The following is a 22,944-nucleotide window of genomic DNA, read 5'->3' as shown; positions in this document are numbered from 1 at the left end:
CCGTTCGCAACGCCCTTTGCCATGAAGCCCTCCCGCCTCGTCCCGCTGCTGCTCGCCGTCATCGCGCTGACCGCCTCCGCCTGCGGCGGCGGGTCGGGCGCCGACGCGTCCGCGGGCGGCTCCGGCGGCGACGCGTCCACGCTGATCAAGGACACGTTCGGCACCGGGCATCCGGTCCACAGCGGCCGGGTGGACGCGACGCTCGACGTCGACCTCAAGGGCTGGTCGGTGCTCAGCACGCCGCTGAACCTCCACCTCAACGGCCCGTTCCAGTCCAACGGCGGCGCCAAGCTCCCGGACTTCGCGCTCGACGTCGACTTCGGCGGCACCCAGCCGGTCACGCTCGGCGCGGTCTTCGCGCAGGGCGGCGGCTACCTGACGATCGAGGGCCGGGCCTTCGACGTCGGCAAGAGCACCTACGAGGCGTTCCGCAAGGGCTATGAGAACGCCAAGAAGGACTCGGGCGCCAAGCAGGGCACGACGACGCTGTCGGCGCTCGGCGTGCGGCCGATCCGCTGGCTGAAGGACCCCAAGAACGTGGGGGAGGAGGACGTCGCCGGCACGCCGACCGTCCACCTGACCTCCGGCGTCGACGTCCCCAAGCTGCTGACCGACCTCTCGACGCTGTTGAGCAAGGCCAAGAGCGTGGCGTCCGCCGGCGGCGCCGCGACCGGCACCGCCGTGCCCACCCAGCTGTCGGCCCAGCAGCGCGAGCTGATCTCCCGGTCGGTGAGGTCGGCCAAGGTCGACGTGTGGACCGGGACCAAGGACCACACCTTGCGCAAGGTGGCGGTCGACGTCCGCGTCGACGTCCCCGACCAGCTCAAGGACCAGGCCAACGGCCTGACCACCGGCCGCGTCGCCTTCACGCTGTCGCTGGCCCAGCTCAACCAGCCGCAGAAGATCGTCAAGCCCGCCGACGCGCGCCCGATCTCCCAGCTGCGCTCGGTGCTCCAGCAGAGCGGGCTGCTGGGCGGCGACGCGTCGGCCACGACGCCGTCGACCACCGCGACGACCCCGTCGACGACCGACGCGACGCCGGCCGACCAGGGCGGAACGGCCGCCACCGAGCCGCAGGGCAAGTACGAGTCCTGCCTGGCGGCCGCGGGCAACGACCTGGCCAAGGTCCAGGGCTGTGCCCAGTACCTGAACAAGTAGTCTGCGCTCGGTGCAGCAGCTGCGCTCGTTCCTGGCCACCAGCGAGGGCTGGCCGTACCTCCTGGTGCCGCTGATCCCGCTGGCGATCGTCCTGGACATCATCGGGGCGTCGGCGATCGCGATCTTCTTCGTCTCGGCCGGCGGCGTCATCCCGACGGCCGCGCTGATGGGCCGGGCGACCGAGGAGCTGGCCCACCGGTCGGGGCCCGGCATCGGCGGCCTGCTGAACGTCACGTTCGGCAACGCGCCGGAGATCATCATCGCGCTGTTCGCGCTGGGCTCCGGGCTGCACGAGGTCGTCAAGGCGTCGCTGATCGGCTCGATGCTCGGCAACATCCTGCTGGTGCTCGGCGCCGCGATGTTCGTCGGCGGCATCGGGCGCGACCGCCAGAAGTTCGACCGCACCGCCGCCTCGTCGCAGTCGGCGATGCTGCTGCTGGCCGCGGTCGCGCTGGTGATGCCCGCGATCTTCGAGCTGATCCAGGGCAACGGGCTGCCGCTGCCCGGAGACGAGATCCGCAACTACCCGTCCAACGTCGAGCACCTGTCGCTGGCCGTGGCGATCGTCCTGATCGCGACCTACGCGGCCGGGCTGCTGTTCTCGCTGAAGACCCACCGCGACCTCTTCAACCCCGACCACGGCGCCGACGCCGAGCCGGTCGAGGACGCTTGGTCGATCAAGCGGTCGATCGTCATGCTCGCGATCGCCGGCGTGGCGGTCGGCGTGATGTCGGAGATCCTGGTGGGGTCGATCTCCGAGGCGGCCAAGGGCGTCGGGCTCAGCGAGTTCTTCATCGGCGTGATCGTCGTGGCGATCGTCGGCAACGCGGCCGAGCACTGGGTCGCGGTGCTCGTCGCGCGCAAGGACAAGATGGACCTCGCGGTCAACATCGCGATCGGCTCATCGGCGCAGATCGCGCTGTTCGCGGCGCCGGTGCTGGTCATCTGCTCGTTCTTCCTCGGGCCGCACCCGATGGCGCTGGTGTTCAACGGCTTCGAGGTCGGCGCGGTGCTGCTGGCGGTGTTGATCGCCAACCACGTCACCAACGAGGGCGAGTCGACGTGGTTCGAGGGCCTGCAGCTGCTGGCCGTCTACGTCGTCCTCGGGCTGACGTTCCTGTTCGCGGGCTCGTAGGCGCGCTAAAGCGGCGCGGCCGGGCGGTCGACCACCCGGGTGTGACGTCCGTCAACGCGACCACCGCGGCGACCACCACCTCCACCACCACGTCGACCCCTTCGACGTCGTCGACCAGCTCGACGACCAAGAAGAGCTTCGACACGCTCTTCACCGAGGCCCAGCAGGACCTCAAGAAGGGCGAGAAGCTTTCGAAGGTGGACGGTCACCAGTTCGCCCGCATCAAGGGCGGCGAGCGCGACGAGATGTGCGTCAACCTGTCCGGCAACGCCCGCAGCGGGCAGGCGTTCGACCTGATCTGGCGCGACGGGCGGCAGTTCCACGTCTACGGCAGCGGCAAGGACCGCAGCGTCGTCGAGGTCGGCCACAAGGCCGCGTCGACCACCGGCACGGCGACCACCGGCACGACGACGACCGACACGAGCGACACCACCACCGCCGCCTCGACGTCCGCCGCGGCCACGACCGCCGCCTCCGCCGCCACCGGCGGCACGACCGCCGGCTCCTAGGCGACCGGCTCCTAGGCGACCTAGAGGTCGTCCTCGTCGGGGTCCTGGACCTCGAAGCCGTCGAAGTCGTCGGCGTCCATCTCGTCGGGCTCGACGTCGCCGGTCGTGGTCGCGCTGTGACGCGACTGGAAGCGCTCGATGAGGTCGTCGCGCGTGCGCTCGTCGACCGGGGCCTCGTCGGAGATCAGCACCCAGTCGGCGCCCTCGGCCTCCTCGAGGTCGAAGATCTCGTTGTCGAGGTCGGGCGAGTCGTCGACGACGATCAGCACCTCCGTCTGGGGGTTGAAGTACGTCCCGGGACGGTTGACGAGGTCGTCGAGCTCGAAGCGCCGCATGGCCATGGCACGGGTTGTATAGGACTTGCCGGATAGGCGGCAACCTCGGGCGGCGGCGACCGCGCCGGCCGCCACCGCCGGGACCCAGGGCAACGCGTCCCGCGGGCCGTTCGCGGCGTGACGTCGGTCCAGTCGCGCTTGACGAGGAGGGACATCCCGCTACCCTGTGCGACAGCCGTTGACTGACCAGTCAATCGGACCCGGCGCACGCGGCTCGCTCCGCGTGCGCTTCCCCGTTCTTCTAGGAGAAAGCAGCCTCTTTCCCATGGTCGACTTCACGCTGACCGACGAGCAGAAGGCCCTTCGCGAGCTGGCCCACGACTTCGCGGAGAAGGAGATCCGTCCTGTCGCGTGGGAGTACGACAAGGACGGCACCTGGCCGGCCGACGTCTTCGCCAAGGCCCACGAGGTCGGGCTGATGAACACGCACATCCCCGAGGAGTACGGCGGGCCCGGCCTGTCCTACCTCGACGGGTGCCTGATCGAGGAGGAGCTGTCCTGGGGCTGCTCCGGCATCACGACGTCGCTGGGCGCCAACGGCCTGGCGAGCGCGCCGGTCATCCTCGCGGGCTCCGAGGAGATCAAGAAGAAGTACCTGGGCATGCTGGCCGAGGAGCTGAAGTACGCGTCGTTCTGCCTGACCGAGCCGGGCGCCGGCTCCGACGTGTCGTCGATGCGCACGCGCGCCGTCAAGAAGGGCGACAAGTACGTCATCACGGGCCAGAAGTGCTTCATCACCAACGGCTCGCACGCCGACTGGTACACGGTCTACGCCAAGACCGACCCCGACGCCGGCCACCGCGGGATCTCCGCCTTCGTCGTGCCCCGTGACGAGACGGTGGTCATCGACAAGAAGGAAGACAAGATGGGCCAGCGGGCGTCGAACACGGCGACCGTGACGTTCAACGAGACCGAGATCCCCGCCGACCACATCCTCGGCGAGGAGAACAAGGGCTTCAAGGTCGCGATGATGACGTTGGACCGCACGCGTCCGGGCGTCGCCGCGATGGCGACGGGCATCGCCCGCGCCGCGATGGAGTTCGCGGTCGAGTACTCCAAGGAGCGCGTGCAGTTCGGCGTGCCGATCGCCATGCACCAGGCGATCCAGTTCATGATCGCCGACATGGCGACCAAGGTCCACATGTCGCGCCTGGCGACGTGGAACTCGGCCGTCCTGCTCGACAACGGCCAGCGCAACACGATCGAGTCGTCGCACGCCAAGCGCTTCGCCTCGGACTCCGCGATGGAGGTCGCCACCGACGCCGTGCAGGTCTACGGCGGCTACGGCTTCATCAAGGAGTACCCGGTCGAGAAGCTGATGCGCGACGCCAAGATCATGCAGCTCTACGAGGGCACGTCGCAGATCCAGCGCCTCGTCATCGCCCGCGAGACGCTGCTGCCGCGCCGCATCGAGGAGCCCACGGCCGCCACGGCCTAGCGCCACCGAGGAGAAGGTTCGCCGCGCGACGGGCCGCCCGCGAGGGCGGCCCGTCCGCGTCTTGCGCGGCGGCCGCGTAAGGAGAGCGTCGCTGCGCCGTCGTGAGGGGCATGTTCCGCTCACTCACCATCCTCGGCCTGATCGGCGCCGCCGTCGGCCTCTTCTTCGGCGTCAAGGGCGCCATCACCGCCAAGCACGCCACCGACTCGGTCAACCGCAAGGGCGGCGACCCCAAGTCGCAGTTCCACGCCGATCGCCTGAGCCAGTCCCTCGACAAGGTCCGCGCCCAGGTGGGCGACGACGGCCGGCTGCTGGCGCTGAACGTCTACCCCGGCTACATCGAGGCCGACGCCTCGACCGGCTCGGAGGACCGCGGACGCTCGTTCCGCATCCAGGAGGACGGCCGCGTCGACAAGCTGCCGGTCACGCTGACGGGCCCGGGCACGTTGAAGGACAACGTGTTCCCCATCAACAAGGTCGACACGAAGGTCGTCGAGAAGCTGGCGGGCGAGGCCGCCGCCAAGGAGCACCTCGGCCTCGACGACGTGTCGCACATCGTCGTCACCGTCATGCCGGACACCGGCAAGCCCGGCATCTCGGTCTACCTCGACAACCAGCGCTTCTGGCGCGCGTCGCTGGACGGCAAGGGCATGTCGTCGCCGGAGGCCGACGCGCGCAAGGCGATGGCCGGCGTGCAGAAGACGCTCGACGGGCTCGACAACAGCGCGACGACGGCCAAGACGACGGCACCGTCCACGGGGTCCGCGGCGCCAAAGGGCGACCTGACGGCCTGCCTCTCGGCGGCCGGCACGGACGCGGCGAAGGTCACCGCCTGCACGAAGTAGCGCGGCCGGATCGGCTCCCACGCGCATGGCGAGGCCGTGCGCGTGGGAAGCTTCGGTCCCATGACCCGCCGTCGCACCGAGGAGGCCGTCGCCGAGGCGGCACCGCTGGGGGCGGCACGTGGAGCGGTCGGCGGGGGCGCCGGATCCTCCGACCCGCTGGCCGGCGAGTTGCGTCGCGCGGGCGTGCTGCCGCTGCTGGTCCTGCACTTCCTGGGCGACGGACCGTCCTACGGCGGCGCGCTGATGGAGCGCATCGAGACGCTCTCGCGCGGGCTGATCGCGGTCAACCCCAACACGATGTACCCGCTGCTGCGCCGCCTGGAGGCCGATGGCCTGATCGCCGGCGAGTGGGAGCACCCCGAGCGCCGCTCCCGGCGCTTCTACCGGTTGACCGACGCCGGCGCCGCCGAGCGCGCCCGCCTGGCTGAGGCGGTCGAGCCGCGGCTGGACGCGGTCGCCCAGGCGCTGGACGACATCCGCACGACGCTGGGCCTGTAGGCGAGACTGTCGCGCCATGGGACGCGTTCGCGCCGAGGTGCAGGTCGCCGCGCTGGCCAGCGCCGCGGAGGAGCTGTGGTACGACACCGCGCGGTGGCCGACGTTCGTCGACGGCCTGGCGCACGTGGCCAAGGTCGAGGGCGACTGGCCGCGCTCCGGGCGCGTGGTGTGGGACGCCAAGGTCGACGGCCGCGGCCGTGTCGAGGAGCGCGTGTCCCGCCACGAGGCGCGCGTCGGCCAGACGCTCGACGTCGAGGACGACAAGATCCGCGGCGTGCAACGCATCGAGTTCCACCCCGACGGCGAGGGCTGCAAGATCATCATGTCGCTCGACTACACGCTGAAGATGGACCCACCGCAGCGCCAGGTCATCGACCTCTTCGCGCGCCGCCCGATGCGCGATTCGCTCAAGCGCACGCTGCGGCGGTTCAAGCACGAGCTGGAGGCCGGCGACCAGATCGTGTGAGATGCTCACCGCATGGCGTCCTTCTTCGAAGGTCTGGAGCTGCCGCCCGCGCCACCGGCGCCGACGGAGCACCGTCAGCCGCCGTGGCACGGCATGGCCGAGAACGTCGTGCCGGTCACCGTGGCGCTCGACGTCCTCCTCGCGCGCACCGCGGACTGGGCGGCGTGGATCGGCAGCGCGTCGGTGACGCCGGACGGGTTCGCCTTCGGCCTCTCCGTGCGGGCGCGGCAGGAGGCGGTCGAGCCCGACCGGATGCACCCGCTGCACCATCAGGGCGGTCCGGACGCGCTGCGCTTCGGCGTCGGCTTCGCGGACGGGCGACGGGCGGTCGTCGACGGGCCGCCGGCGCGCGGCGACGCGTCGCGCGAGATCGCCCTGGTGCAGCGCGGTGGGCACGGCGGCCTGCGATCGTGGTCGCAGACCTTTTGGCTGTGGCCGCTGCCGCCGGAGGGCCCGGTGAGGTTCGCGCTGGTCTGGCCGGCGAAGGGCCTTCAGGAGGTCGTCGCCGAGGTCGACAGCGCGCCGCTGCGCGAGGCGGCCGAACGGGCGCTCGAGCTGTGGCCCGACGACCGCCCGCTGCCGTCCGGCGGCCTCGGAGGCTGGACGGCGTATGGCGCCTGAAAGACGCCGGCCGCCGCCGGAGCGAGTCCGACGGCGGCCGTGAGGAGGAGGATGCGTCTTGGGTCTTGCGGTGCTGCGGGTGCCGCGTCTTCCGGGCGCTAGCTGTCCAGCTTGGGGCGGTCGCAGCCCTGCACGTAGCAGGCGGCGACGTTGCCCTGGGCGCCCCGATGGAAGTGGGGGTGCTCGTGGTCGGTGATGCGGTCGGTGCGCGTCAGCGCGCGACCGACGGCGTCGATGATGCGACGGGCCATCGGCGATCCTTGGGGAGTAGGGGAGAGGGGTCCTGCGTCGGGTCCTGCGCCGCCGCTGCTGGGGAGCTGGGCGACGAGGACATTGTGACACGCTTGTGACAGCCCGCAAGGGATGTGTGACGTCCCCCACAGCGATCGTGGCCCACACAGGTGATCGAGGCCTCGCGACTAGCCCGGACGGGCTAGTCTTCGCCGCCGCAGCACCCGCAAAGCCGCCAACCAGAAGGGTTCCCGAGACCTCATGTTCGTGTTCAAGGCCGCCGTCGTCGGCGCCGGGACGATGGGTGGGCAGATCGCGCAGACGATCGCCGCCTCCGGCATCCCCGTCGTCCTCAAGGACGTCAAGCAGGAGTTCGTCGACGCCGGGCTCACCGAGGCCCGCAACGTCACGGCCGGGCAGATCGGCCGGCTGGTCAAGAAGGGCAAGCTGACCGAGGAGCAGGCCGCGGCCGAGGTCGATCGCATCGTCGGCCTGATCGAGGGCGCCACCGACTACGCGTCCTTCGGCGACGTCGACTTCGTCATCGAGGCCGTCCCCGAGCGCATGGAGATCAAGCAGGCGGTCTTCTCGGAGCTGGACGCGGTCACGCCCGGCCACGCGATCCTCGCGTCCAACACCTCGTCGCTGTCGATCACCGAGATCGGCGACGCCACGCTGCGCCCCGACAAGGTCGTCGGCTTCCACTACTTCTACCCCGCGTCGATCATGCCGCTGATCGAGGTCATCGAGGGCGAGGACACGTCCTCGGAGACGATGCAGGCCGCGATCACCTTCGCGCAGGCCATCAAGAAGCAGCCGATCACCTGCGCCGAGGTCCCGGGCTTCGTCGTCAACCGCATCCTCAACTCGGGCATCGCCGAGATCTGGCGCGACCAGGAGGAGCAGGGCCTCTCGATCAAGAAGATCGACGAGGGCGTCGGCGCCGCCAACGTCGTCCCGATGGGGCCGTACTTCCTCATCAACCTGCTCGGCCTCGACACGGTGCTGCACGTCGCCGAGCACCTCGCCGACTCCTACGGCGACCGCTTCTACGTCCCCGAGGGCATGCGGAAGCTCGTGGCCGAGGGCAAGTTGGGGGCCAAGACCGGCGGCAACGGCTTCTACGACGCCGAGGGCAACGCGAACCTCGCCGGCGAGGCCGATCCCAACGTGGAGGAGTTGGTCGAGAAGCTGGTGCTGAAGACGTTCGTCGAGGCGGCGAGCGTGCTCGAGGAGGGCGTCGCGACCCACCGCGACATCGACTTCGGGATGATGGCCGGCGCCGGCCTCGACCCCCGTCGCGGCCTGCTGCCGCCGTTCCTGAAGGCCGACATCGAGGGCCTCGACTCGATCCTCGAGCGGCTGGAGAGCGCCGAGGAGAAGTGGGGCGAGCGCTTCGCGCCGCCGACCGTGTTGAAGCGGTTGGTCGCCCAGGGCCGCCTCGGCCAGAAGAGCGGCCAGGGCTTCTACGCCTACCCGCAGGCCGACGCCGAGCAGCCGGCGGGCGACGACGCGGTCGTCAAGCTGGAGTCCCGCGGCGAGACCGCGATCGCGTGGCTGGCCAACGGCCAGATGAACTCGATCGCGCCGAAGGTCATCGAGGACCTGCGCAAGGTGTGGGACAAGGTCCAGGCCGACGGCGTCCGCGCGCTGGTCATCGCCTCGACCAACCCGTTCCTGTTCAGCGCCGGGGCCGACATCAAGGCCTTCACGACGCTCGACGAGGCGTCCGGCGCCCAGCTCATCCACGACGCGCACGCGCTGTTCCGCGAGCTGGAGACCAAGGGCGTGGCGACGATCGCCGCCGTCAACGGCCTCGCCTTCGGCGGCGGCTGCGAGCTGGCGATGGCCTGCGACGTGCGCATCGCCGCGGAGTCGGCGATCTTCGGCCAGCCGGAGATCAAGTTGGGGATCATCCCCGGCTTCGGCGGCACGCAGCGCCTGCCGCGCCTGGTCGGCGAGAACAAGGCGTTGGAGATGAACCTGATCGGCGACCCGGTCGGCGCCGACGAGGCCTACGAGTTCGGCCTCGTCAACCGCTCGGTGCCCGACCACGAGCTGCTCGACACGGCGCTGGCGTGGGCGCGCAAGCTCGGCGAGTCGGCGCCGCTGGCGCTGGCCGAGATCAAGGCCAACAGCGCGGCCGGCGACCTCGACGAGGGCATCGAGAAGGAGAAGGCCGCGTTCGCTCGCGTGTTCCAGAGCGAGGACGCCAAGGAGGGCATCGGCGCGTTCCTGGGCAAGCGCAAGCCGGAGTGGAAGGGCCGCTGAGCTGAGCGGCGGCTCGGAGCCCGAGCGGATCGACCGCCTGGCGTCGCTGGTGCGCGACGCCGGGTCGGTCGTCGCGCTCACCGGCGCGGGGATCTCGGTGCCGTCCGGGATCCCCGACTTCCGCTCGCCGGGGACCGGGCTGTGGGCGAACGTCGACCCGATGGAGGTCGCCCACATCGACGCCTGGCGCGCGGACCCCGAGCGCTTCTGGCACTTCTACGGCAACCGCTTCCAGACGCTGGAGGACAAGGAGCCCAACGGCGCGCACCGGGCGCTGGTGGAGCTGGAGGCGCGCGGCAAGCTCGACGCGGTCATCACCCAGAACATCGACCGGCTGCACCGGCGGGCGGGGACGTCGCGGCTGATCGAGGTGCACGGGACGATCGACACGTCGTCGTGCCTGAGCTGCGGCGCGCGGTACCCGATCGCCGAGGTCCGCACGCGGCTGGAGGACTCGCCGATCTCGGTGCCGCACTGCGACTGCGGCGAGCCGCTGAAGCCCGACGTCGTGCTCTTCGGCGAGTGGCTGCCGACCGGCGCGCTGGAGGAGGCCTACGCCTTGGCGGCGGGCGCCGACGTCCTGCTGTGCGTCGGCTCGTCGCTGGAGGTCCACCCGATCGCCCAGCTGCCCGGCGTCACGCGCCAGAACGGCGGCGCGGTCGCGGTGGTCACGCAGGGACCGACGCCGTGGGACGGACGCGCGGCGGTCAAGCTCGACGGCGACGTGGTGGCCGAGTTGGAGGCGTTGGTCGCCGCGTTGTAGGGGTTGGCGTCGCTACCGGACGCGGGCGCGGCGCCCGCGCTACCGGATCCAGCTGATGTAGTGGCCGCGCCCGAAGACGTTGAACACCATGTTGACGCCCGCCGCGCGGCTGCGGCAGCCGAGCAGGACCCGCTCGCCGGGGCCGACGGTCACCTCGCGAACCGGGCTGCCCGCGTCGCCGACGCGCAGCTCGATCCGGTGCGAGCCGGGCGCGACCTCCAGCGTCACCGCCTCGCCGTGCTCCAGCAGGCCCGCCTCGGCGTCGTCGAGCAGGACCGTGAACGGCAGGTCGGCGTCGGGCGAGCGCACCGGCGGCCGGGCGATCCGGATCAGGGCGGGCTCGGCGGCGTCGGTCACGCAGGCACTGTAGTCCGTCGCGTTTGCCCCGGCGCCGGGCGCGGTAGCGCGTCGGGCATGGCCACCACCAAGCAGCGCGCGGCGGCCCGACGCAACGTCGAGCACGCGCAGGCCGCCGCCAAGGACCAGCAGACGCTCAAGCACCTCGACAGGAGCACCCGATCGGACCTCGGCAAGGACGAGCTGAAGCGGGCCGTCGCCGACGCCCGCTGAGGCGGGCGCGCGGCGCGGCGGCGGACGGCGGACGGCCCGGTCAGGCGCTCACGCGGCCCAGGGCGGCGTGAACGGCTCGCCGTCGCCGATCGCCGCCTGCCCGCCCGCGGCCATGCAGGCGACGGCCTCGGCCGGCTCGTCGCCCCGGTTGGTCAACGAGAACTCGACGCCGGGCGGGATCGCCAGCGCGTCTCCGGCGCGCGCGGTGAGGACGCGGTCGCCGACGTTCGCCTCCAGCGCGCCGGCGACGACGACGAAGACCTCGTCGCTGGTCAGCCGGTGGACGGGCGAGGTCGCGCCGGGCGCGGCGCTGACCCGCCACGCGCTGACGGTCGCGCAGCCGCGCGACGGGGCGGCGAGGCCGGTGAGCGCGAAGCCGTCCTGGCCGAAGCGGGGAGCGTCGTCGGCGGTGATGAGGGTGGCCATGGGGAGGGGTCCTTTCCGAGTTCGTCAGGTCTGACTGACGGTCAGAGTAGACTGACGACCATGGAAGCGCAAGCGCCCGACCTCGTCCTGCTCGTCGCCGGGGCCTACTCGGCGATGACCGAGCGGCTGGAGCGGGAGCTGGCCGCGCGCGGGATCGCCGGGATGCGCCCCAGCTACGGCTTCGTGATCCGGGCGGTGGCCGCCGAGGAGCCGACGGTCGGGCGCCTGGCCGAGCTGCTCGGCGTGACCAAGCAGTCCGCGTCCACGCTCGTCGACGACATGCTCCGCGCGGGCTTCCTGGAGCGGGCGCCCGACCCGGCCGACCGCCGCCGCGTGCGGCTCTCGCTGAGCGCGCGCGGGGAGGCCGTGCGGGCCAGCGCGCTGGCGACGTCGGAGAGGCTCGAGGCCGAGCTGGCCGCGGCGCTCAGCGTCCGCGCCGTCCCCACGCTGCGCCGCGCCCTGCTGGCGCTGATCGAGGGCGAGGGCGGGCTGGAGGCCGTGACCGCGCGGCGTCCGCGCCCGCCGCGCTGATGTGTGGCGCGCCGCCGCGCGCGGGTAGGCCCGGGACCATGGCCAAGGACCACGGACCGTCCATCAAGGACGACAAGCAGTACGAGGGCCTGCGCGAGAAGGGCATGAGCAAGCAGCGCGCGGCCGCGATCGCCAACGCCCCGGACGCCTCCAAGCACGGCGGCGAGCACTCCCACAGCGGCGGGTCGAGCCGCTCGCGCAAGTCGTCCGGCGAAGGCAGCGGCGGCAACCGCCGCCAGAAGCAGGAGGCCGGCCGCAAGGGCGGCAAGGCCGCGGCGAAGAATGACTAGTCGGGTGGGCAGCCCTCGGACAGTCGGCCGTCGGTCGGCGTCGCCAGCAGGCCGTTGACGATGATGTCGAGGCCGAGCCCGAAGCGCTCGTCGCCGGTGCCGCGCGTCATCAGCGCGGCGACCGACGCCATCGTCGGATAGCGGTCGGCGGGCAGCGTGCGGAAGCGCTCGAGCAGGCGCTCGATCTCCCGCTGCTCGTGGGCGGGGTCGGCGTACAGCTCCTGGTACAGCGCCTGCTCGTAGGCGATCGCGGTGATGTACATCGACACGAGGTCCGGCGCGTAGGCCAGCGCCTGGTCGGGCACGCCGCCCGCGCGGAGGAGCGACATCATGGACTCGGTGAGGCGCATGGCGTTCTCGCCGGTCGGGATCGCGGCCATGCCCATGATCGCGATCCCGGGAAAGTCCTCCACCATCATCCTGAGCATGCGCCCGGCGAGGCCGTGGAGCTGCTCGCGCCAGCGCGCCGGGTCGGTCTCCTCGACGGCGATCGTCGCGATCGCCGCGTCGAAGAGCAGCGCGTGCAGCTCGTCGCGGTTGGCGACGTAGACGTACAACGACGCCGGGCCGGTGTCCAGCGCGGTGGCGACGCGCCGCATGCTCAGCGCGCCCAGGCCCTCGCGGCGCAGGACGTCCAGCCCCGCGTCGACGATCGCCTCGCGCGAGAGCGCGGGCTTGGCGGGCCGCTCGCGGCGGCTGCGCGGGCCGGGGGACGCGTCGGAGGACATCTCGCGCAGAGCATAGCTTGACGCGAACGCCGTTCGTGGCGTACGGTGTTCGTAGCGAACGCTGTTCGTTCGCGTGTGACGCAGAACCCCCTCTGACCCCGAAGGACGACCTCTCCCCATGTCCGCCTCCCCTTCGCCGGCCGGCGCCGTCCCCAGCGCCGCGGCGGCTCCGGCCGTGCCCGCCGACCCGCGCCCGCCCGCCTACGACCTGCGCTGGCTCTGCCTGGCCGTCGTGCTCGTCGCCGAGATCATGGACCTGCTCGACAGCACGGTGATCACGATCGCCGCCCCGACCGTCCGCGCCGAGCTGGGCGGCAGCGAGGCCACGATGCAGTGGTGGGCGGCCGGCTACACGCTGGCCTTCGGCGTCTTCATGATCGTCGGCGGCCGCCTCGGCGACGTCTTCGGCCGGCGCCGGATCTTCACGATCGGCATCGTCGGCTTCACGCTCTCCAGCGCCGCGTGCGCGCTGGCCGCCTCGCCCGACCTGCTGATCGCCTTCCGCGTCCTGCAGGGCGGCTTCGGCGCGCTGCTGATCCCGCAGGGCCTCGGGATCATCAAGACGGTCTTCCCGCCGTCGGAGATGGGCGGCGCGTTCGCGGCGTTCGGCCCGGTGATGGGCCTGGCCGCCGTCGGCGGGCCGGTGCTCGCGGGCTGGCTGGTCTCCGCCGACCTGCTCGGCACCGGCTGGCGCATGATCTTCCTCATCAACCTCCCGCTGGGGATCGCCGGGCTGATCGGCGCGCGGCGCTTCTTCCCCGCGTCGCGCGCGCCGGAGCGGCTGCGGCTCGACCCGCTCGGCGTCGCGCTGATCAGCGCCGCGTCGCTGGCGCTGATCTACCCGCTGGTCCAGGGCCGCGAGCTGGGCTGGCCGGCGTGGTCGTTCGCGCTGATGGCCGCGGGCGTCGCGCTGCTGGGCGTCTTCGCGGTCGTCGAGCGCCGCGGGCACGGCACGCCGCTGATCGAGCCCTCGCTGCTGCGCAACCGCGCGTTCCGGACCGGCCTGCTGGTCGGGATCGCGTTCTTCGCGGGCTTCGGCGGGCTGCTGCTGGTGTTGTCGATGTTCTTCCAGCTCGGCCTGGGCTACACGCCCGAGCACGCGGGCCTGACGTTCGTCGCGGCGACCGCGGCGTCGGCCGTGTCCGCGGGCGCGTCGTTCCCGCTGATGGCGAAGTTCGGGCGCCGGGTGCTGCAGGCGGGCGTGCTGATCATCGCCGCCGCGCTGGGCGCCCTGGCGCTGATCGTCGACGGCAGCGACGCGTCGCTGAGCACGTGGGACATGGTGCCCGCGCTGATCCCGTTCGGCCTCGGCCTCGGGTTCGTCTTCGGGCCGCTGTTCAACGTGATCCTGGCCGGCGTGGACGACCGCGAGGTCGGCTCGGCGTCGGGCACGCTGAACGCGATCCAGCAGCTGGGCAACGCGATCGGCGTCGCGCTGCTGGGCACGGTGTTCTTCTCGCTGATGGACCACGGGCACGTGCCCGCGGCCGCGATGCGCGACACCGCGCTGATCTCGGCGGCGCTGTTCCTGCTGGCCTTCGCGCTGTCGTTCTTGCTGCCGCGCGAGGCGCGGATGGACGAGGTCCACTAGGCGCGCATGCTGACCCGCGCGGCGCCCGTGTAGACGTTGACGCGGTCGCCGCGCGCGAAGCCGGCGAGTGTGAGGCCGCGGTCGCGCGCGAGGTCGACGGCCAGCGACGAGGGCGCGCCGACGCCGACGAGGATCGGCGCGCCGGCGACCGCCGCCTTCTGCACCAACTCGAACGACAGGCGGCCGGAGACGCAGAGGATCCGGTCGCTCAGCGGCAGCGTCCCGTCCAGCAGCGCGCGGCCGATGACCTTGTCCATGGCATTGTGTCGTCCGACGTCCTCGCGGGCGTACAACAACTCCCCGCGCGCGGTGAACAGGCCGGTGGCGTGCAGGCCGCCGGTGACGTCGAAGCCCGGCTGGCGCAGGTGCCCGGGCAGGGCGGCCAGCAGCGCGCGATCGACGATCGGCCCGTCGGCCGGATCCATTAGGGCGGAGTGGACCGCGACCTCCTCCAGCGCGCCCTTGCCGCAGACCCCGCACGACGACGTGGTGTAGAACCGCCGCTCGCGGGCGTGGGGCGCCAGGTCGGCGTCGACCTCGACGACGTTGCCGGCGAGGTCCGCGGTCGGCCCGACGGCCCGCACCGGCCCGGCCAGCAGGCCCTCGCCGTGCAGGAACCCGGCCGCCAGCTCCTCGTCGTGGCCCGGCGTGCGCATCGTCACCGCCAGCGCGCGACCGCGCACGCGGATCTCCAGCGGCTCCTCGACCGCGACGCGGTCCCGCACGCCGTCGTCGCGGATCACGGGGGCGTGCATGACGATCGCCGAGGCGTCCATGCCCGCGAGTATGCCCGCCGCGCGCGTCGCTGTACGCTCACGGCCCATGCGCGCCGTCGGCTCGATCCTGCTCGGCCTCTCGACGGTCGCGTACCTGGTGTTCTGGTTCCTGCTGGTCTTCGGCGGCCCGACCTGGCTGGTCATCGTGACCGGTGTCGTCGGACTGCCCGGAGAAGTGGTGGCGCTCACCCAGCTGAACGTCGCGCGGTGGCGCCGGTGGCGCCCGCGCGGCGAGCGCGCCTAGTCCAGCCCGCCGGCCGTGCGGGCCGCCAGGGCCGCCTCGACGCGCGACAGGATCTCGGAGACGGCGGCGATCTGCTTGGCGTCCAGGCCGCCCTCCAGCGCGCGGTTGGCGGCGCCGGCGACGGCCTCGCGGTCGCCGCGCAGCGCGGTCAGGCGCGAGGCGACGTCGTCGTTGCGCGACCACGCCTGCAGCTCGGCCAGCGCGGCCTCCAGCGCGACGCGCAGCTGCAGCGCCGCCTCGCGGGTGCGGCCGCGGTCGAGGTCCAGGCGGGCGCGCAGCGTCAGCTCCTCGGCGGCCAGCGCGACGTCGCGCCCGGCCAGCAGCGCGGCGAAGCGCTCCTGCGGGCGCAGCGCGCTCTCGCGCGAGCGCGGCCGGAACGCGGTGGCGTCCAGCGCGCGGGCCGCGGTCCAGTGGCCCTCGGCGACCTCCTCGCCGCGCCCGATCCCGATCCGCAGCGCGATCGCCTGCGCGGCGCTCACCTCGCGGACGAACGGGTCGGCGCGCACGAGGCGCTCGGCGTGCAGCACGCGGTTGAGGACCTCGACGGCCGCGCGGACCTCCGCGGCCAGGTCGGCGGACTCCAGCCACTGCAGCGCGACGTCATCGCCGGGCAGCGGCGCGGCGGCCACCAGCGTGGCGATCGTCAGCGGCGCGAGCGCGTGCGGCGTGTTGGGCTCCTCGCGCCGGGCCCTGGCCACGCGGCGCGACAGCCGCCGGCGCCGCGGCGGCGCGCCGAGCGTCTCCAGCACCAGCACGTGCTCGGGCTCGCCCGCGTGGCCGCGCAGGACGTAGCGTCCGTCGGCGGGGCCCAGCGCCCACGGCAGCTCGAGCTGGACGAAGCGGAAGCGGGACCCTGGGGCGGGGGCGTCCAACGACGACGCTGCCTTGGACGGCTAGTCGCCGTCGGTCGACGTCTTCGGGTCGTCGATCGCGTACTTCGACGGCGACGTCAGGACCTTCGGGTTGTCGATCTCGCCGAGGCGGTCGATCAGCTTGATCCACTGCTTGGGCTTCAGCGCGCTGTTGAGCTGACGGCCGAGCTTGGAGTCCGAGCCGTACAGCGGCCGGAACCCGACGTGGATGTGGTCGGCGTGATCGGGCAGCGACAGCGTGTTGTCGGCGCCCTCGAAGGTCATGAGGCTGATGATCTGGTGGGGCTTCATCGTGCCCTGCAGCGTCAGGAGCCGGCGGATCGTCATGTCGGTGATCGAGCCCTCGCCCTGGTGGCCGAGGATCGGGATCCCGTTGATCGCCGCGATGTCCACCGCGTTGCCCGACGAGTGCTCGGAGACGTTGCCCGAGGTCGTCATGAGCGAGTGGCCGCACTCCAGCGCGCTGACCGTCGGCTTGAGGCCGGACGTGGCCAGGAACTCGAGCGTCGCCAGGACGCGGCGGTCGATGTTGCCCGCCTTGATGTCGGTCTTGCCGCAGTCGTAGACCTGGATCCGCGGGTCCTCGAGCACGCGCTTCTGCAGCGACGCCTTGGACATCAGCAGGATCTGGCCGATCGACGGGTTCTTGGCGTCCGGGCCGAAGAACGGGTTCTTGCCCGCGGCGCGGTAGACCGCGGTCGACTCCAGCAGCTTCCAGCCGTCGAGGATCGGCTTGGGGTCGATCCGCGGCGCGCCCTGGCCGGCGGGGCGGATCTCGAAGAGGAGGTGCGACGCGACGTGCTTCTGCGTCTTGCCCAGGCGGCCGAGGATCGTGCCCGCGACGACCTTGGAGCCGACCTTGAGCTTCTTGATCTGGACGTCCTTGGAGTCCAGGCCCAGGACCTTGGTGAACTGCGCCTGGTAGCTCGTGCCGCCGGCCTGGAACTCGCGGTTGAGGAGCTGCTCCTCGCCGCCGTGCTTGTAGGAGGCCGGGCGCGACGGGTTGGCGAACGCGCGCTCCTTGGTGACGTCGGCGGCGCCGGCGGCCGAGACGACCTCCTTGGCCGGCGCCTTGGCGACCTGCGACGCGGTGCGCGCGGCGGCCTCGGCGTCGGTGGCCTTGGCGGCCGCCCGCTTGTCGGGCTGCGTGCCCGCCGAGGCGGCCTGCGTCGGCTTGGGGTCCTTCTTCGGGAGCCCCAGCTCCTTGGCGACGGACGCCTTGGAGACCTTCTCCTCCTTGGGCACCGCGTACGCCTTGGCGACCTTCTTCACGTTCGCGTAGGTGTAGGTGTTGCCGTAGACGTCCTCGAGCTGGATGAAGCTGCCGAGGCGCTTGGACGTGCCGATCTTGACGACCTTGCCGTCCTGCGTGGCGATCGCGGGGGAGCCGGCCTTCGCGTAGATGTTGATCCCGCGGCGGCTCGTGTTGGCCTCGACCGGCATGGCCGCGTTGTGGCCCAGCGCGATCTTCTTGTTGAGGTCGCGCTCGGAGAGGTCGTCCGCGTAGGTCGCCTTGGCCGCGACCGGGAACTGGCCCTGCGTGAGGCCGGTGAGCGAGCCGACGAGGTCGGACGGCAGGCCGCCGATCAGGCGGGCGCGCATCAGGACCGAGTCGACGTACCAGTCCGCGTGGTTGTAGGCGAAGACCGCCTTGCGGATGTCGGTGTCGGCGCCGGCGGCCTTGAGGTAGCGCGCGGCGGCGAAGATCGCGTCGACCGGGTTGAAGGGGTCCTTCTTGCCGTCGTGGTTGGCGTCGACGCCGTACTGCTTCCACGTGGACGGCATGAACTGCATCCAGCCCAGCGCGCCGGCGGACGAGACGGAGAGGTTCCGGCCGTAGTCGGTCTCGATCTCGTTGATGCCCGCGAGGACCTCCCAGCGCACGCCGTACTCGATGCCGGCGGCCTGGTAGATCGGCAGCAGGAAGGGCGGGATCCGGAACTTGTCGATGAAGAAGTTCGGGACGCCGATCGCGGCGGCGCCCGGGAGCGCCTGCGAGAAGGTCGGGTTGGCCGAGGTCGGGACGCCGTCGGCCTGGCGGATGGCGCTGGCGTCGGGCTGCCCCTCGGCCTGCTGCTTCTTGGACGCCTCGTCCTCGCCCGTGGCCTTCTTGAGCTCCTTGCCGACCGTCTTCTGGCTCTGCTGGCCACCCGCGGAGACCGAGGGCTTGGAGCCGTCGGGCGACAGCGACGGGATCGCGTCGGCGGGCGTGGTGGTCGTGGAGGCCGGGTCGGCGGGCGTCGCCGTGGACGGCGCGGCCGGGCTGGAGGCGGCGGGCGGCGCGCTCGCGGGCGGGGTGGAGCCGGTGTCCGTGCTCGGGGGCGCGGGCGCCTGGGTCTGCGTGCCGGTGTCGGTCGAGCCCGTGCTGGTGGAGACGGGCGGCGCGGCCTGTGTGGTCGTCGGCGCCGGGGTGCTCGTCGCCGTCGTCGTGGACGTCGTGTCGGTCGCGGGCGTCGTGGCGTCCGCGGGCTGGTCGACCTGCACGGTCACCGTCTGGCCGCCCAGGAGGGTGACCGTGATCGTGCGGAGCTCGGCCGACGCCGGGAAGACGGCAGCGCTGAAGCCCGCCGTGAACGCTCCGGCGGACATGAGTCCGATCAGCAGCTTGCGCCGTCTCATTAGATGGTGAGTTCTCCTCCCGCGACCCGGTCAGGCCCGACCGCGCCGCGGGTGCGGCGAGACCCTACCAAGGGGGACCGATCGGGGGTGCAGGACGCTACTTGCATGTTTCTGGATGTGCAAACCACAACCGACTGCCGGCTTGTACCCAAGTGGGCACTAGTCCAGGAGGCGCGTTGCCCGTGAGATCGGCCGGACGTCGGAAGGACTTGAAGGGCGGACGTCCGCGATCGGCGGGAAGTTGCCCTCGGGGCGGCAGTCCGCTGACACGCTCAAGCTCTGATCGAGCCTGAGGGTTTGGCGAGGCCGCGGCTCACGGGTAGGTTGCTGGCCCACGGCCCCCCATTCAATCGGAGACACCGGAAGCTATGAGTGAAGAGTCGGAGAACGCGGCGACCGACGGCCTGCGCGAGCGCCTGCAGAAGCAGGGCGAGGACGCGCTGGGCCAGTTCGCCCAGCAGCTGCTGGAGAGCCCGATCGTCCACAAGGCGCTGGCCGGGGCGTTCGACGCGCGCGAGAAGGCCGTCCAGGCGCAGGAGGCCGCGATGGGCGCGCTGAACCTGCCGTCGGCGGCCGACCTGGAGCGCCTGACGCGCCGCGTGCGCTCGCTGAGCCAGCGGCTGGAGGGCATCGAGGACGGCGTCGACCGGCTCGACGAGCGCCTCGCGAAGCTGCCCGGGGCGGGCATCGAGGACCGCCTGGCCGCCATCGAGGCGACGCTGGGCAAGCTGACCGACGAGGTCGAGGCGCTGCGCAAGAAGCTGCCCGCGACGCCGCCCAAGCGGGCGGCGGCGGCCAAGAAGGCGTCCTAGCCGTCGGGCAGGGCGCCGAACGAGAAGCGGCCCGGCGGAGGAGAGGAGCCGGGCCGTTCTCGTCGTGGGGGGAGGGGTCGTGGGCGATGCCTGCCGGCCCCGGGATGGGGTGGGTCGGCCGGTGGGCACCGATGGCCGCAGTCAGGGGATGACGCTTGCCGTGGCGGGGAGGGTCGGCTGCGGCCGATGAGCGAATGGTGCCGAAGGTGCCGCGGCCAGACCATTCGGGCTGCCGGCGTCCGCTGGTGCGGTTAGCCCCCGGCGACGTCGGCCGCGGCGAGCGCGGCGGCGGCCGCCTGCCCGGCGCGCTCGGCGCGGGGCGCGAGCGCCTCGTCGTCGAGGCGGTGGCCGTCGAGCACGAGGATCGCGCCGAACGCGAGGCCGTGGCGGCGCGCGACGGCGGCCAGCGCGCCGGTCTCCAGGTCGGCGGCGAGCAGGCCGTCGGCCCGCCAGGCGGCGGCCTGGTCGGCGGCGTCGGGCGCGTGGAGGACGTCGTGGCTGACGATCGGCCCGCTGACGGCGTCGGCGGCGGCCGCGACGAGCGCGTCGGCGAAGGCGAGCGGCAGCGTCTCCGGCCCGCCGAGCGCGCGGCTCGCGCCGTCCAGCGCGCGCACCTCGGTGACCGCCAGCAGCGCGCCCGGCCGCACGGGATCTTGCAGCCCGCGGGCCGTCCCGACCCGGATCGCGGCCCGCGCGCCCATCCCCGCCAGCTCCTCCAGGACCAGCGCGCCCGACGGCCCGCCGATCCCGGTCGACTGGATCGTCAGCGGCGCGCCGTCGGCCGCCGTGCCCGTGTAGCCCCAGAGCCCGCGGTGGTGGTGGAACATCCTGCGGTCGTCGCCCAGGACGACCTGGGCCAGCGCCAGCGCGCGGCCGGGATCGCCGGGCAGCAGCACGCGCGGGGCCAGCGGGGCGGTGGGGCGGAGGTGGATCGGCTCGGACACCGCGCGCCACCTTAGACTTCCTGGCGATGCCCAAGGACGCCGACCAGGATCCGACGGCGAAGTCGCGCGCCGACCAGCTGCGCGGCGCGGTCGAGAGCGCGTTCAGCGCCACGGCCGGCGGCGCCGCGCCGGTGCAGCGGCGCGCCCAAGACCTGGCCGACGAGCTGGTCGACGCGGCCCGACGGCTGCGGGGCGGGCTCGTCGGCGGCGACGAGCTGGTGAGCGTCGCGGCGCGGGTGCGCGAGACGCTCGGCGCGGCGACCGGCGGCGCCGAGCTGTCCGCCGAGCTGGCCGCGCTGCGCGCCCAGGTCGAGGCGCTGGAGGCGCGCGTGGCCGAGCTGGAGCAGCAGGACCGCTGACGCCGTGACCACGCGGCGCGTCCTGATCACGGGCGTCTCCGGTCCGCTCGGCGCGCGGCTGGCCACGCGGCTGGCGGCCGATCCCGGCGTCGAGCACGTCGTCGGCATCGACACGCGCCGCCCGCCGGCACCGCTGGCCGATCGGATCACGTTCGTCGAGGCCGACCTGACCGCCGGCGAGCTGGCGCCGATCCTCCAGGTCGCCGCGCCGCACGTCGTCATCCACCACGACATCACGCAGTTCCCGGAGCCCGGGCGCTCCCGCCGCCACCTGCACGACCTCAACGTGATCGGCACGCTGCAGGTGCTCGCCGCGTGCTCGGAGCTGCCCGGCCTGCGCCAGCTCGTCGTCCGCAGCGCGGCCGCGATCTACGGCTCGGCGCCCGACGCGCCCGCGTTCTTCACCGAGGACCTCGCCCGCAGCGCGACGCTGCGCACGCGCTTCCAGCGCGACATCGCCGAGCTGGAGCGCCTCGTCGCCGCGTTCGCGCGCCGCCACCCGGCCGTCGTCTGCACCACGCTGCGCCTGCAGCCGGTGATCGGCACGACGCTCGACTCGCCGATCATGTCGCTGTTCCGCTCGCCGGTCGTCCCGACGTTCCTGGGCTTCGACCCGCGCCTGCAGCTGCTGCTGGACGAGGACGCGCTCGGCGCGATCGTCGCCGCCGTCAACGTCCCCGTCCGCGGGCCGGTCAACGTCGCCGCCGACGGCACGGTCTCGCTGGCGCGGATGCTGCGCCGCCTGGGCAAGCGCGCGCTGCCGATCGCCGCGCCGGTCTACGCGCCGACGGTCCGCGCGCTGGCCCGCGCGGGCGTCGTGCCGCCGATCGACGACGACGTCGTCAGCTACCTGCGCCACGGGCGCGGCGTCGACACCACGCGGATGCGCGCCGAGCTGCGGTTCGTCCCGACGCGCACGACGGTCGAGGCGATCGACGCGGTCGCGGCGCGGCTGCGCGGGGAGCGCGAGGGGACGGCGGCCGCGTGATCGGGCTCGGGCCGCTGAACGACCTGCGCAGGGCGCTGGACCTCACCGCGCGGCGCCTGCGCGGCGACTACGACGAGGACGAGTGGGGCTTCGACCCGGAGTTCGCCGCGGCCGCCGAGCCGTTGCTCTCGTTCCTCTACGACCGCTGGTGGCGGGTGACCGCGACCGGCGCCGAGCACGTCCCGCGCGAGGGCCGGGCGCTGTTGGTGGCCAACCACGCCGGCGTGCTGCCGTGGGACGCGGCGATGATGGCGACCGCGCTGCGCCGCGGCGGGATCGCCCGCGGGGGCGGGCGGGTCCGCTTCCTCGTGCTCGACTGGGCCTTCGGCCTGCCGTGGGTCGCGCCCGCCATCCGCCGCGCCGGCGGCGTCCCCGCCTCGCCCTACAACGCGCTGCGGCTGCTGCGCCAGGACCACCTGGTGATGGTCTTCCCCGAGGGCAGCAAGGGCGTCGGCAAGCCGTGGTCGGAGCGCTACCGCCTGCAGCGCTTCGGGCGCGGCGGCTTCGTCGAGCTGGCGCTGCGCACCGGCGCGCCGATCGTCCCGGTCGCGGTCGTCGGCAGCGAGGAGATCTACCCCAAGCTCGGCGAGATCCCGGGCCTCGCGCGGCTGCTCGGCGCGCCGTACTTCCCGATCACGCCGACGTTCCCGTTGCTCGGGCCCTTCGGCGCGATCCCGCTGCCGTCGCGCTGGCGGATCGCGTTCGGTGAGCCGATCGACCTGAGCGCGCTGGGGCCGGAGGCGGCCGACGACCGCGCCACCGTGCTGGAGGTCGCCGAGGAGGTCCGCGAGCGGATCCAGAGCATGGTGTACGACAACCTGATCGAACGTCAGGGCGCGTTCCGATGAGGTTGACGGCCGCCGCCCGCAGGAGTACCTATGAACGTCAGAAGGCCGGAGAGTGGGTGGCTCGACTCCACCCGCA

Annotated in this window: 28 protein-coding genes; 19 read left to right on the top strand and 9 right to left on the bottom strand. The window is 72.7% G+C overall.

The features are described from left to right. The first annotated feature begins 21 nt into the window (after positions 1-21). Genes VFG42_RS16135 through VFG42_RS16125 form a run of 3 tightly spaced genes read left to right on the top strand, consistent with a single transcriptional unit; the run spans position 22 to position 2,802 of the window. On the top strand, positions 22-1,158 hold the full coding sequence (locus tag VFG42_RS16135; RefSeq protein WP_324909786.1) for a hypothetical protein: 1,137 nt from the start codon (positions 22-24) through the stop codon (positions 1,156-1,158). Between the two features lie 10 nt (positions 1,159-1,168). After that, positions 1,169-2,293 (top strand): calcium/proton exchanger, encoded by a 1,125-nt coding sequence (cax, locus tag VFG42_RS16130; RefSeq protein WP_324909785.1) that lies wholly within the window; start codon positions 1,169-1,171, stop codon positions 2,291-2,293. A gap of 41 nt (positions 2,294-2,334) precedes the next feature. Continuing rightward, entirely contained in the window at positions 2,335-2,802 is a 468-nt protein-coding gene (locus VFG42_RS16125; RefSeq protein ID WP_324909784.1) for a hypothetical protein, read from the top strand. 20 nt (positions 2,803-2,822) lie between these two features. On the opposite strand, the gene VFG42_RS16120 is transcribed toward VFG42_RS16125, so the two are convergent. Continuing rightward, on the bottom strand, positions 2,823-3,137 hold the full coding sequence (locus tag VFG42_RS16120) for a hypothetical protein (RefSeq protein WP_324909783.1): 315 nt from the start codon (positions 3,135-3,137) through the stop codon (positions 2,823-2,825). Positions 3,138-3,402: 265 nt separating this feature from the next. On the opposite strand from VFG42_RS16120, the gene VFG42_RS16115 reads away from it, so the two are divergent. From VFG42_RS16115 to VFG42_RS16095, 5 genes are all read left to right on the top strand, one after another. After that, positions 3,403-4,575: an acyl-CoA dehydrogenase family protein gene (locus VFG42_RS16115; RefSeq protein WP_324909782.1), complete on the top strand. Its 1,173-nt coding sequence runs from the start codon at positions 3,403-3,405 to the stop codon at positions 4,573-4,575. Between the two features lie 110 nt (positions 4,576-4,685). Continuing rightward, a complete protein-coding gene (locus VFG42_RS16110; protein WP_324909781.1) occupies positions 4,686-5,420 on the top strand; it encodes a hypothetical protein in 735 nt (244 codons plus the stop codon). Between the two features lie 60 nt (positions 5,421-5,480). Further along, positions 5,481-5,918 (top strand): PadR family transcriptional regulator, encoded by a 438-nt coding sequence (locus VFG42_RS16105; RefSeq protein ID WP_324909780.1) that lies wholly within the window; start codon positions 5,481-5,483, stop codon positions 5,916-5,918. A gap of 16 nt (positions 5,919-5,934) precedes the next feature. Continuing rightward, positions 5,935-6,384, top strand: coding sequence for an SRPBCC family protein (locus VFG42_RS16100; protein ID WP_324909779.1), 450 nt, complete (start codon positions 5,935-5,937; stop codon positions 6,382-6,384). A 12-nt stretch (positions 6,385-6,396) separates the two neighbouring features. Then, positions 6,397-7,005, top strand: a complete 609-nt coding sequence (locus VFG42_RS16095; RefSeq protein ID WP_324909778.1) for a hypothetical protein — start codon at positions 6,397-6,399, stop codon at positions 7,003-7,005. A gap of 98 nt (positions 7,006-7,103) precedes the next feature. On the opposite strand, the gene VFG42_RS16090 is transcribed toward VFG42_RS16095, so the two are convergent. Next, a complete protein-coding gene (locus VFG42_RS16090) occupies positions 7,104-7,256 on the bottom strand; it encodes a hypothetical protein (protein ID WP_324909777.1) in 153 nt (50 codons plus the stop codon). A 241-nt stretch (positions 7,257-7,497) separates the two neighbouring features. Here VFG42_RS16090 and VFG42_RS16085 point away from each other — a divergent pair, with 241 nt between their 5' ends. Continuing rightward, positions 7,498-9,507, top strand: coding sequence for a 3-hydroxyacyl-CoA dehydrogenase/enoyl-CoA hydratase family protein (locus VFG42_RS16085; protein ID WP_324909776.1), 2,010 nt, complete (start codon positions 7,498-7,500; stop codon positions 9,505-9,507). Between the two features lies 1 nt (position 9,508). Continuing rightward, a complete protein-coding gene (locus tag VFG42_RS16080) occupies positions 9,509-10,270 on the top strand; it encodes an NAD-dependent protein deacylase (RefSeq protein WP_324909932.1) in 762 nt (253 codons plus the stop codon). A 39-nt stretch (positions 10,271-10,309) separates the two neighbouring features. Here VFG42_RS16080 and VFG42_RS16075 read toward each other — a convergent pair whose 3' ends face one another. Further along, positions 10,310-10,627: a hypothetical protein gene (locus VFG42_RS16075; protein WP_324909775.1), complete on the bottom strand. Its 318-nt coding sequence runs from the start codon at positions 10,625-10,627 to the stop codon at positions 10,310-10,312. 57 nt (positions 10,628-10,684) lie between these two features. Here VFG42_RS16075 and VFG42_RS16070 point away from each other — a divergent pair, with 57 nt between their 5' ends. Next, entirely contained in the window at positions 10,685-10,840 is a 156-nt protein-coding gene (locus VFG42_RS16070; RefSeq protein ID WP_324909774.1) for a hypothetical protein, read from the top strand. Positions 10,841-10,888: 48 nt separating this feature from the next. Here the strand turns inward: VFG42_RS16070 and VFG42_RS16065 are convergent, their stop codons facing one another. Next, positions 10,889-11,266 carry a cupin domain-containing protein gene (locus tag VFG42_RS16065; RefSeq protein WP_324909773.1) on the bottom strand — a complete coding sequence of 126 codons (378 nt, stop codon included), beginning with the start codon at positions 11,264-11,266 and terminating at the stop codon, positions 10,889-10,891. 60 nt (positions 11,267-11,326) lie between these two features. On the opposite strand from VFG42_RS16065, the gene VFG42_RS16060 reads away from it, so the two are divergent. Further along, a complete protein-coding gene (locus VFG42_RS16060; RefSeq protein ID WP_324909772.1) occupies positions 11,327-11,797 on the top strand; it encodes a MarR family winged helix-turn-helix transcriptional regulator in 471 nt (156 codons plus the stop codon). Between the two features lie 38 nt (positions 11,798-11,835). Then, entirely contained in the window at positions 11,836-12,087 is a 252-nt protein-coding gene (locus VFG42_RS16055) for a DUF7218 family protein (protein WP_324909771.1), read from the top strand. Here VFG42_RS16055 and VFG42_RS16050 read toward each other — a convergent pair. Then, on the bottom strand, positions 12,084-12,815 hold the full coding sequence (locus VFG42_RS16050; RefSeq protein ID WP_324909770.1) for a TetR/AcrR family transcriptional regulator: 732 nt from the start codon (positions 12,813-12,815) through the stop codon (positions 12,084-12,086). The genes VFG42_RS16055 and VFG42_RS16050 overlap by 4 nt on opposite strands. 118 nt (positions 12,816-12,933) lie before the next feature. Between VFG42_RS16050 and VFG42_RS16045 the strand changes: the two genes are divergently transcribed. Next, a complete protein-coding gene (locus VFG42_RS16045; RefSeq protein WP_324909769.1) occupies positions 12,934-14,406 on the top strand; it encodes an MFS transporter in 1,473 nt (490 codons plus the stop codon). Here the strand turns inward: VFG42_RS16045 and fdhD are convergent. Then, a complete protein-coding gene (gene fdhD / locus VFG42_RS16040; RefSeq protein WP_324909768.1) occupies positions 14,403-15,182 on the bottom strand; it encodes a formate dehydrogenase accessory sulfurtransferase FdhD in 780 nt (259 codons plus the stop codon). The two genes, VFG42_RS16045 and fdhD, sit on opposite strands and share 4 nt — an antisense overlap. A 46-nt stretch (positions 15,183-15,228) precedes the next feature. Between fdhD and VFG42_RS16035 the strand changes: the two genes are divergently transcribed. Further along, complete coding sequence (locus VFG42_RS16035; protein ID WP_324909767.1) at positions 15,229-15,426, top strand: hypothetical protein; 198 nt, start codon at positions 15,229-15,231, stop codon at positions 15,424-15,426. Here the strand turns inward: VFG42_RS16035 and VFG42_RS16030 are convergent. Next, positions 15,423-16,298: a hypothetical protein gene (locus VFG42_RS16030; protein WP_324909766.1), complete on the bottom strand. Its 876-nt coding sequence runs from the start codon at positions 16,296-16,298 to the stop codon at positions 15,423-15,425. The genes VFG42_RS16035 and VFG42_RS16030 overlap by 4 nt on opposite strands. A gap of 21 nt (positions 16,299-16,319) precedes the next feature. Then, entirely contained in the window at positions 16,320-18,887 is a 2,568-nt protein-coding gene (locus VFG42_RS16025) for a lytic murein transglycosylase (protein ID WP_324909765.1), read from the bottom strand. Positions 18,888-19,285: 398 nt separating this feature from the next. Between VFG42_RS16025 and VFG42_RS16020 the strand changes: the two genes are divergently transcribed. Further along, entirely contained in the window at positions 19,286-19,729 is a 444-nt protein-coding gene (locus VFG42_RS16020; RefSeq protein WP_324909764.1) for a hypothetical protein, read from the top strand. A 251-nt stretch (positions 19,730-19,980) separates the two neighbouring features. Here the strand turns inward: VFG42_RS16020 and VFG42_RS16015 are convergent, their stop codons facing one another. Then, the gene (locus tag VFG42_RS16015; RefSeq protein WP_324909763.1) at positions 19,981-20,673 is read right to left on the bottom strand and encodes a hypothetical protein; all 693 of its coding nucleotides are present in this window, start codon (positions 20,671-20,673) and stop codon (positions 19,981-19,983) included. Positions 20,674-20,699: 26 nt separating this feature from the next. Between VFG42_RS16015 and VFG42_RS16010 the strand changes: the two genes are divergently transcribed. The 3 genes from VFG42_RS16010 to VFG42_RS16000 are packed head-to-tail and all read left to right on the top strand — an operon-like array spanning position 20,700 to position 22,868. After that, positions 20,700-21,032: a hypothetical protein gene (locus VFG42_RS16010; protein WP_324909762.1), complete on the top strand. Its 333-nt coding sequence runs from the start codon at positions 20,700-20,702 to the stop codon at positions 21,030-21,032. Between the two features lie 4 nt (positions 21,033-21,036). Beyond that, positions 21,037-22,020 carry an NAD-dependent epimerase/dehydratase family protein gene (locus tag VFG42_RS16005; protein ID WP_324909761.1) on the top strand — a complete coding sequence of 328 codons (984 nt, stop codon included), beginning with the start codon at positions 21,037-21,039 and terminating at the stop codon, positions 22,018-22,020. Further along, complete coding sequence (locus VFG42_RS16000; protein WP_324909760.1) at positions 22,017-22,868, top strand: lysophospholipid acyltransferase family protein; 852 nt, start codon at positions 22,017-22,019, stop codon at positions 22,866-22,868. The genes VFG42_RS16005 and VFG42_RS16000 overlap by 4 nt, the downstream gene beginning before the upstream one ends. Positions 22,869-22,944 lie beyond the last annotated feature (76 nt).

The sequence above is a fragment of the Baekduia sp. genome (genome assembly GCF_035685985.1).
Classification (GTDB): domain Bacteria; phylum Actinomycetota; class Thermoleophilia; order Solirubrobacterales; family Solirubrobacteraceae; genus Baekduia.
Note: the sequence above shows the minus strand (reverse complement) of the source record. Positions and strands in the feature narration are given on the sequence as shown.

What these genes read in the sequence shown, in the direction of transcription:
- VFG42_RS16065 (WP_324909773.1), bottom strand. Translation starts at nt 11,266, where the DNA reads ATGGCCACCCTCATCACCGCCGACGACGCTCCCCGCTTCGGCCAGGAC.
- VFG42_RS16135 (WP_324909786.1), top strand. Translation starts at nt 22, where the DNA reads ATGAAGCCCTCCCGCCTCGTCCCGCTGCTGCTCGCCGTCATCGCGCTG.
- VFG42_RS16045 (WP_324909769.1), top strand. Translation starts at nt 12,934, where the DNA reads ATGTCCGCCTCCCCTTCGCCGGCCGGCGCCGTCCCCAGCGCCGCGGCG.
- VFG42_RS16120 (WP_324909783.1), bottom strand. Translation starts at nt 3,137, where the DNA reads ATGCGGCGCTTCGAGCTCGACGACCTCGTCAACCGTCCCGGGACGTAC.
- VFG42_RS16060 (WP_324909772.1), top strand. Translation starts at nt 11,327, where the DNA reads ATGGAAGCGCAAGCGCCCGACCTCGTCCTGCTCGTCGCCGGGGCCTAC.
- VFG42_RS16105 (WP_324909780.1), top strand. Translation starts at nt 5,481, where the DNA reads ATGACCCGCCGTCGCACCGAGGAGGCCGTCGCCGAGGCGGCACCGCTG.
- VFG42_RS16050 (WP_324909770.1), bottom strand. Translation starts at nt 12,815, where the DNA reads ATGTCCTCCGACGCGTCCCCCGGCCCGCGCAGCCGCCGCGAGCGGCCC.
- VFG42_RS16035 (WP_324909767.1), top strand. Translation starts at nt 15,229, where the DNA reads ATGCGCGCCGTCGGCTCGATCCTGCTCGGCCTCTCGACGGTCGCGTAC.
- VFG42_RS16110 (WP_324909781.1), top strand. Translation starts at nt 4,686, where the DNA reads ATGTTCCGCTCACTCACCATCCTCGGCCTGATCGGCGCCGCCGTCGGC.
- VFG42_RS16090 (WP_324909777.1), bottom strand. Translation starts at nt 7,256, where the DNA reads ATGGCCCGTCGCATCATCGACGCCGTCGGTCGCGCGCTGACGCGCACC.
- VFG42_RS16025 (WP_324909765.1), bottom strand. Translation starts at nt 18,887, where the DNA reads ATGTCCGCCGGAGCGTTCACGGCGGGCTTCAGCGCTGCCGTCTTCCCG.
- VFG42_RS16085 (WP_324909776.1), top strand. Translation starts at nt 7,498, where the DNA reads ATGTTCGTGTTCAAGGCCGCCGTCGTCGGCGCCGGGACGATGGGTGGG.
- VFG42_RS16055 (WP_324909771.1), top strand. Translation starts at nt 11,836, where the DNA reads ATGGCCAAGGACCACGGACCGTCCATCAAGGACGACAAGCAGTACGAG.
- VFG42_RS16070 (WP_324909774.1), top strand. Translation starts at nt 10,685, where the DNA reads ATGGCCACCACCAAGCAGCGCGCGGCGGCCCGACGCAACGTCGAGCAC.
- VFG42_RS16115 (WP_324909782.1), top strand. Translation starts at nt 3,403, where the DNA reads ATGGTCGACTTCACGCTGACCGACGAGCAGAAGGCCCTTCGCGAGCTG.
- fdhD (WP_324909768.1), bottom strand. Translation starts at nt 15,182, where the DNA reads ATGGACGCCTCGGCGATCGTCATGCACGCCCCCGTGATCCGCGACGAC.
- VFG42_RS16010 (WP_324909762.1), top strand. Translation starts at nt 20,700, where the DNA reads ATGCCCAAGGACGCCGACCAGGATCCGACGGCGAAGTCGCGCGCCGAC.
- VFG42_RS16020 (WP_324909764.1), top strand. Translation starts at nt 19,286, where the DNA reads ATGAGTGAAGAGTCGGAGAACGCGGCGACCGACGGCCTGCGCGAGCGC.
- VFG42_RS16100 (WP_324909779.1), top strand. Translation starts at nt 5,935, where the DNA reads ATGGGACGCGTTCGCGCCGAGGTGCAGGTCGCCGCGCTGGCCAGCGCC.
- VFG42_RS16095 (WP_324909778.1), top strand. Translation starts at nt 6,397, where the DNA reads ATGGCGTCCTTCTTCGAAGGTCTGGAGCTGCCGCCCGCGCCACCGGCG.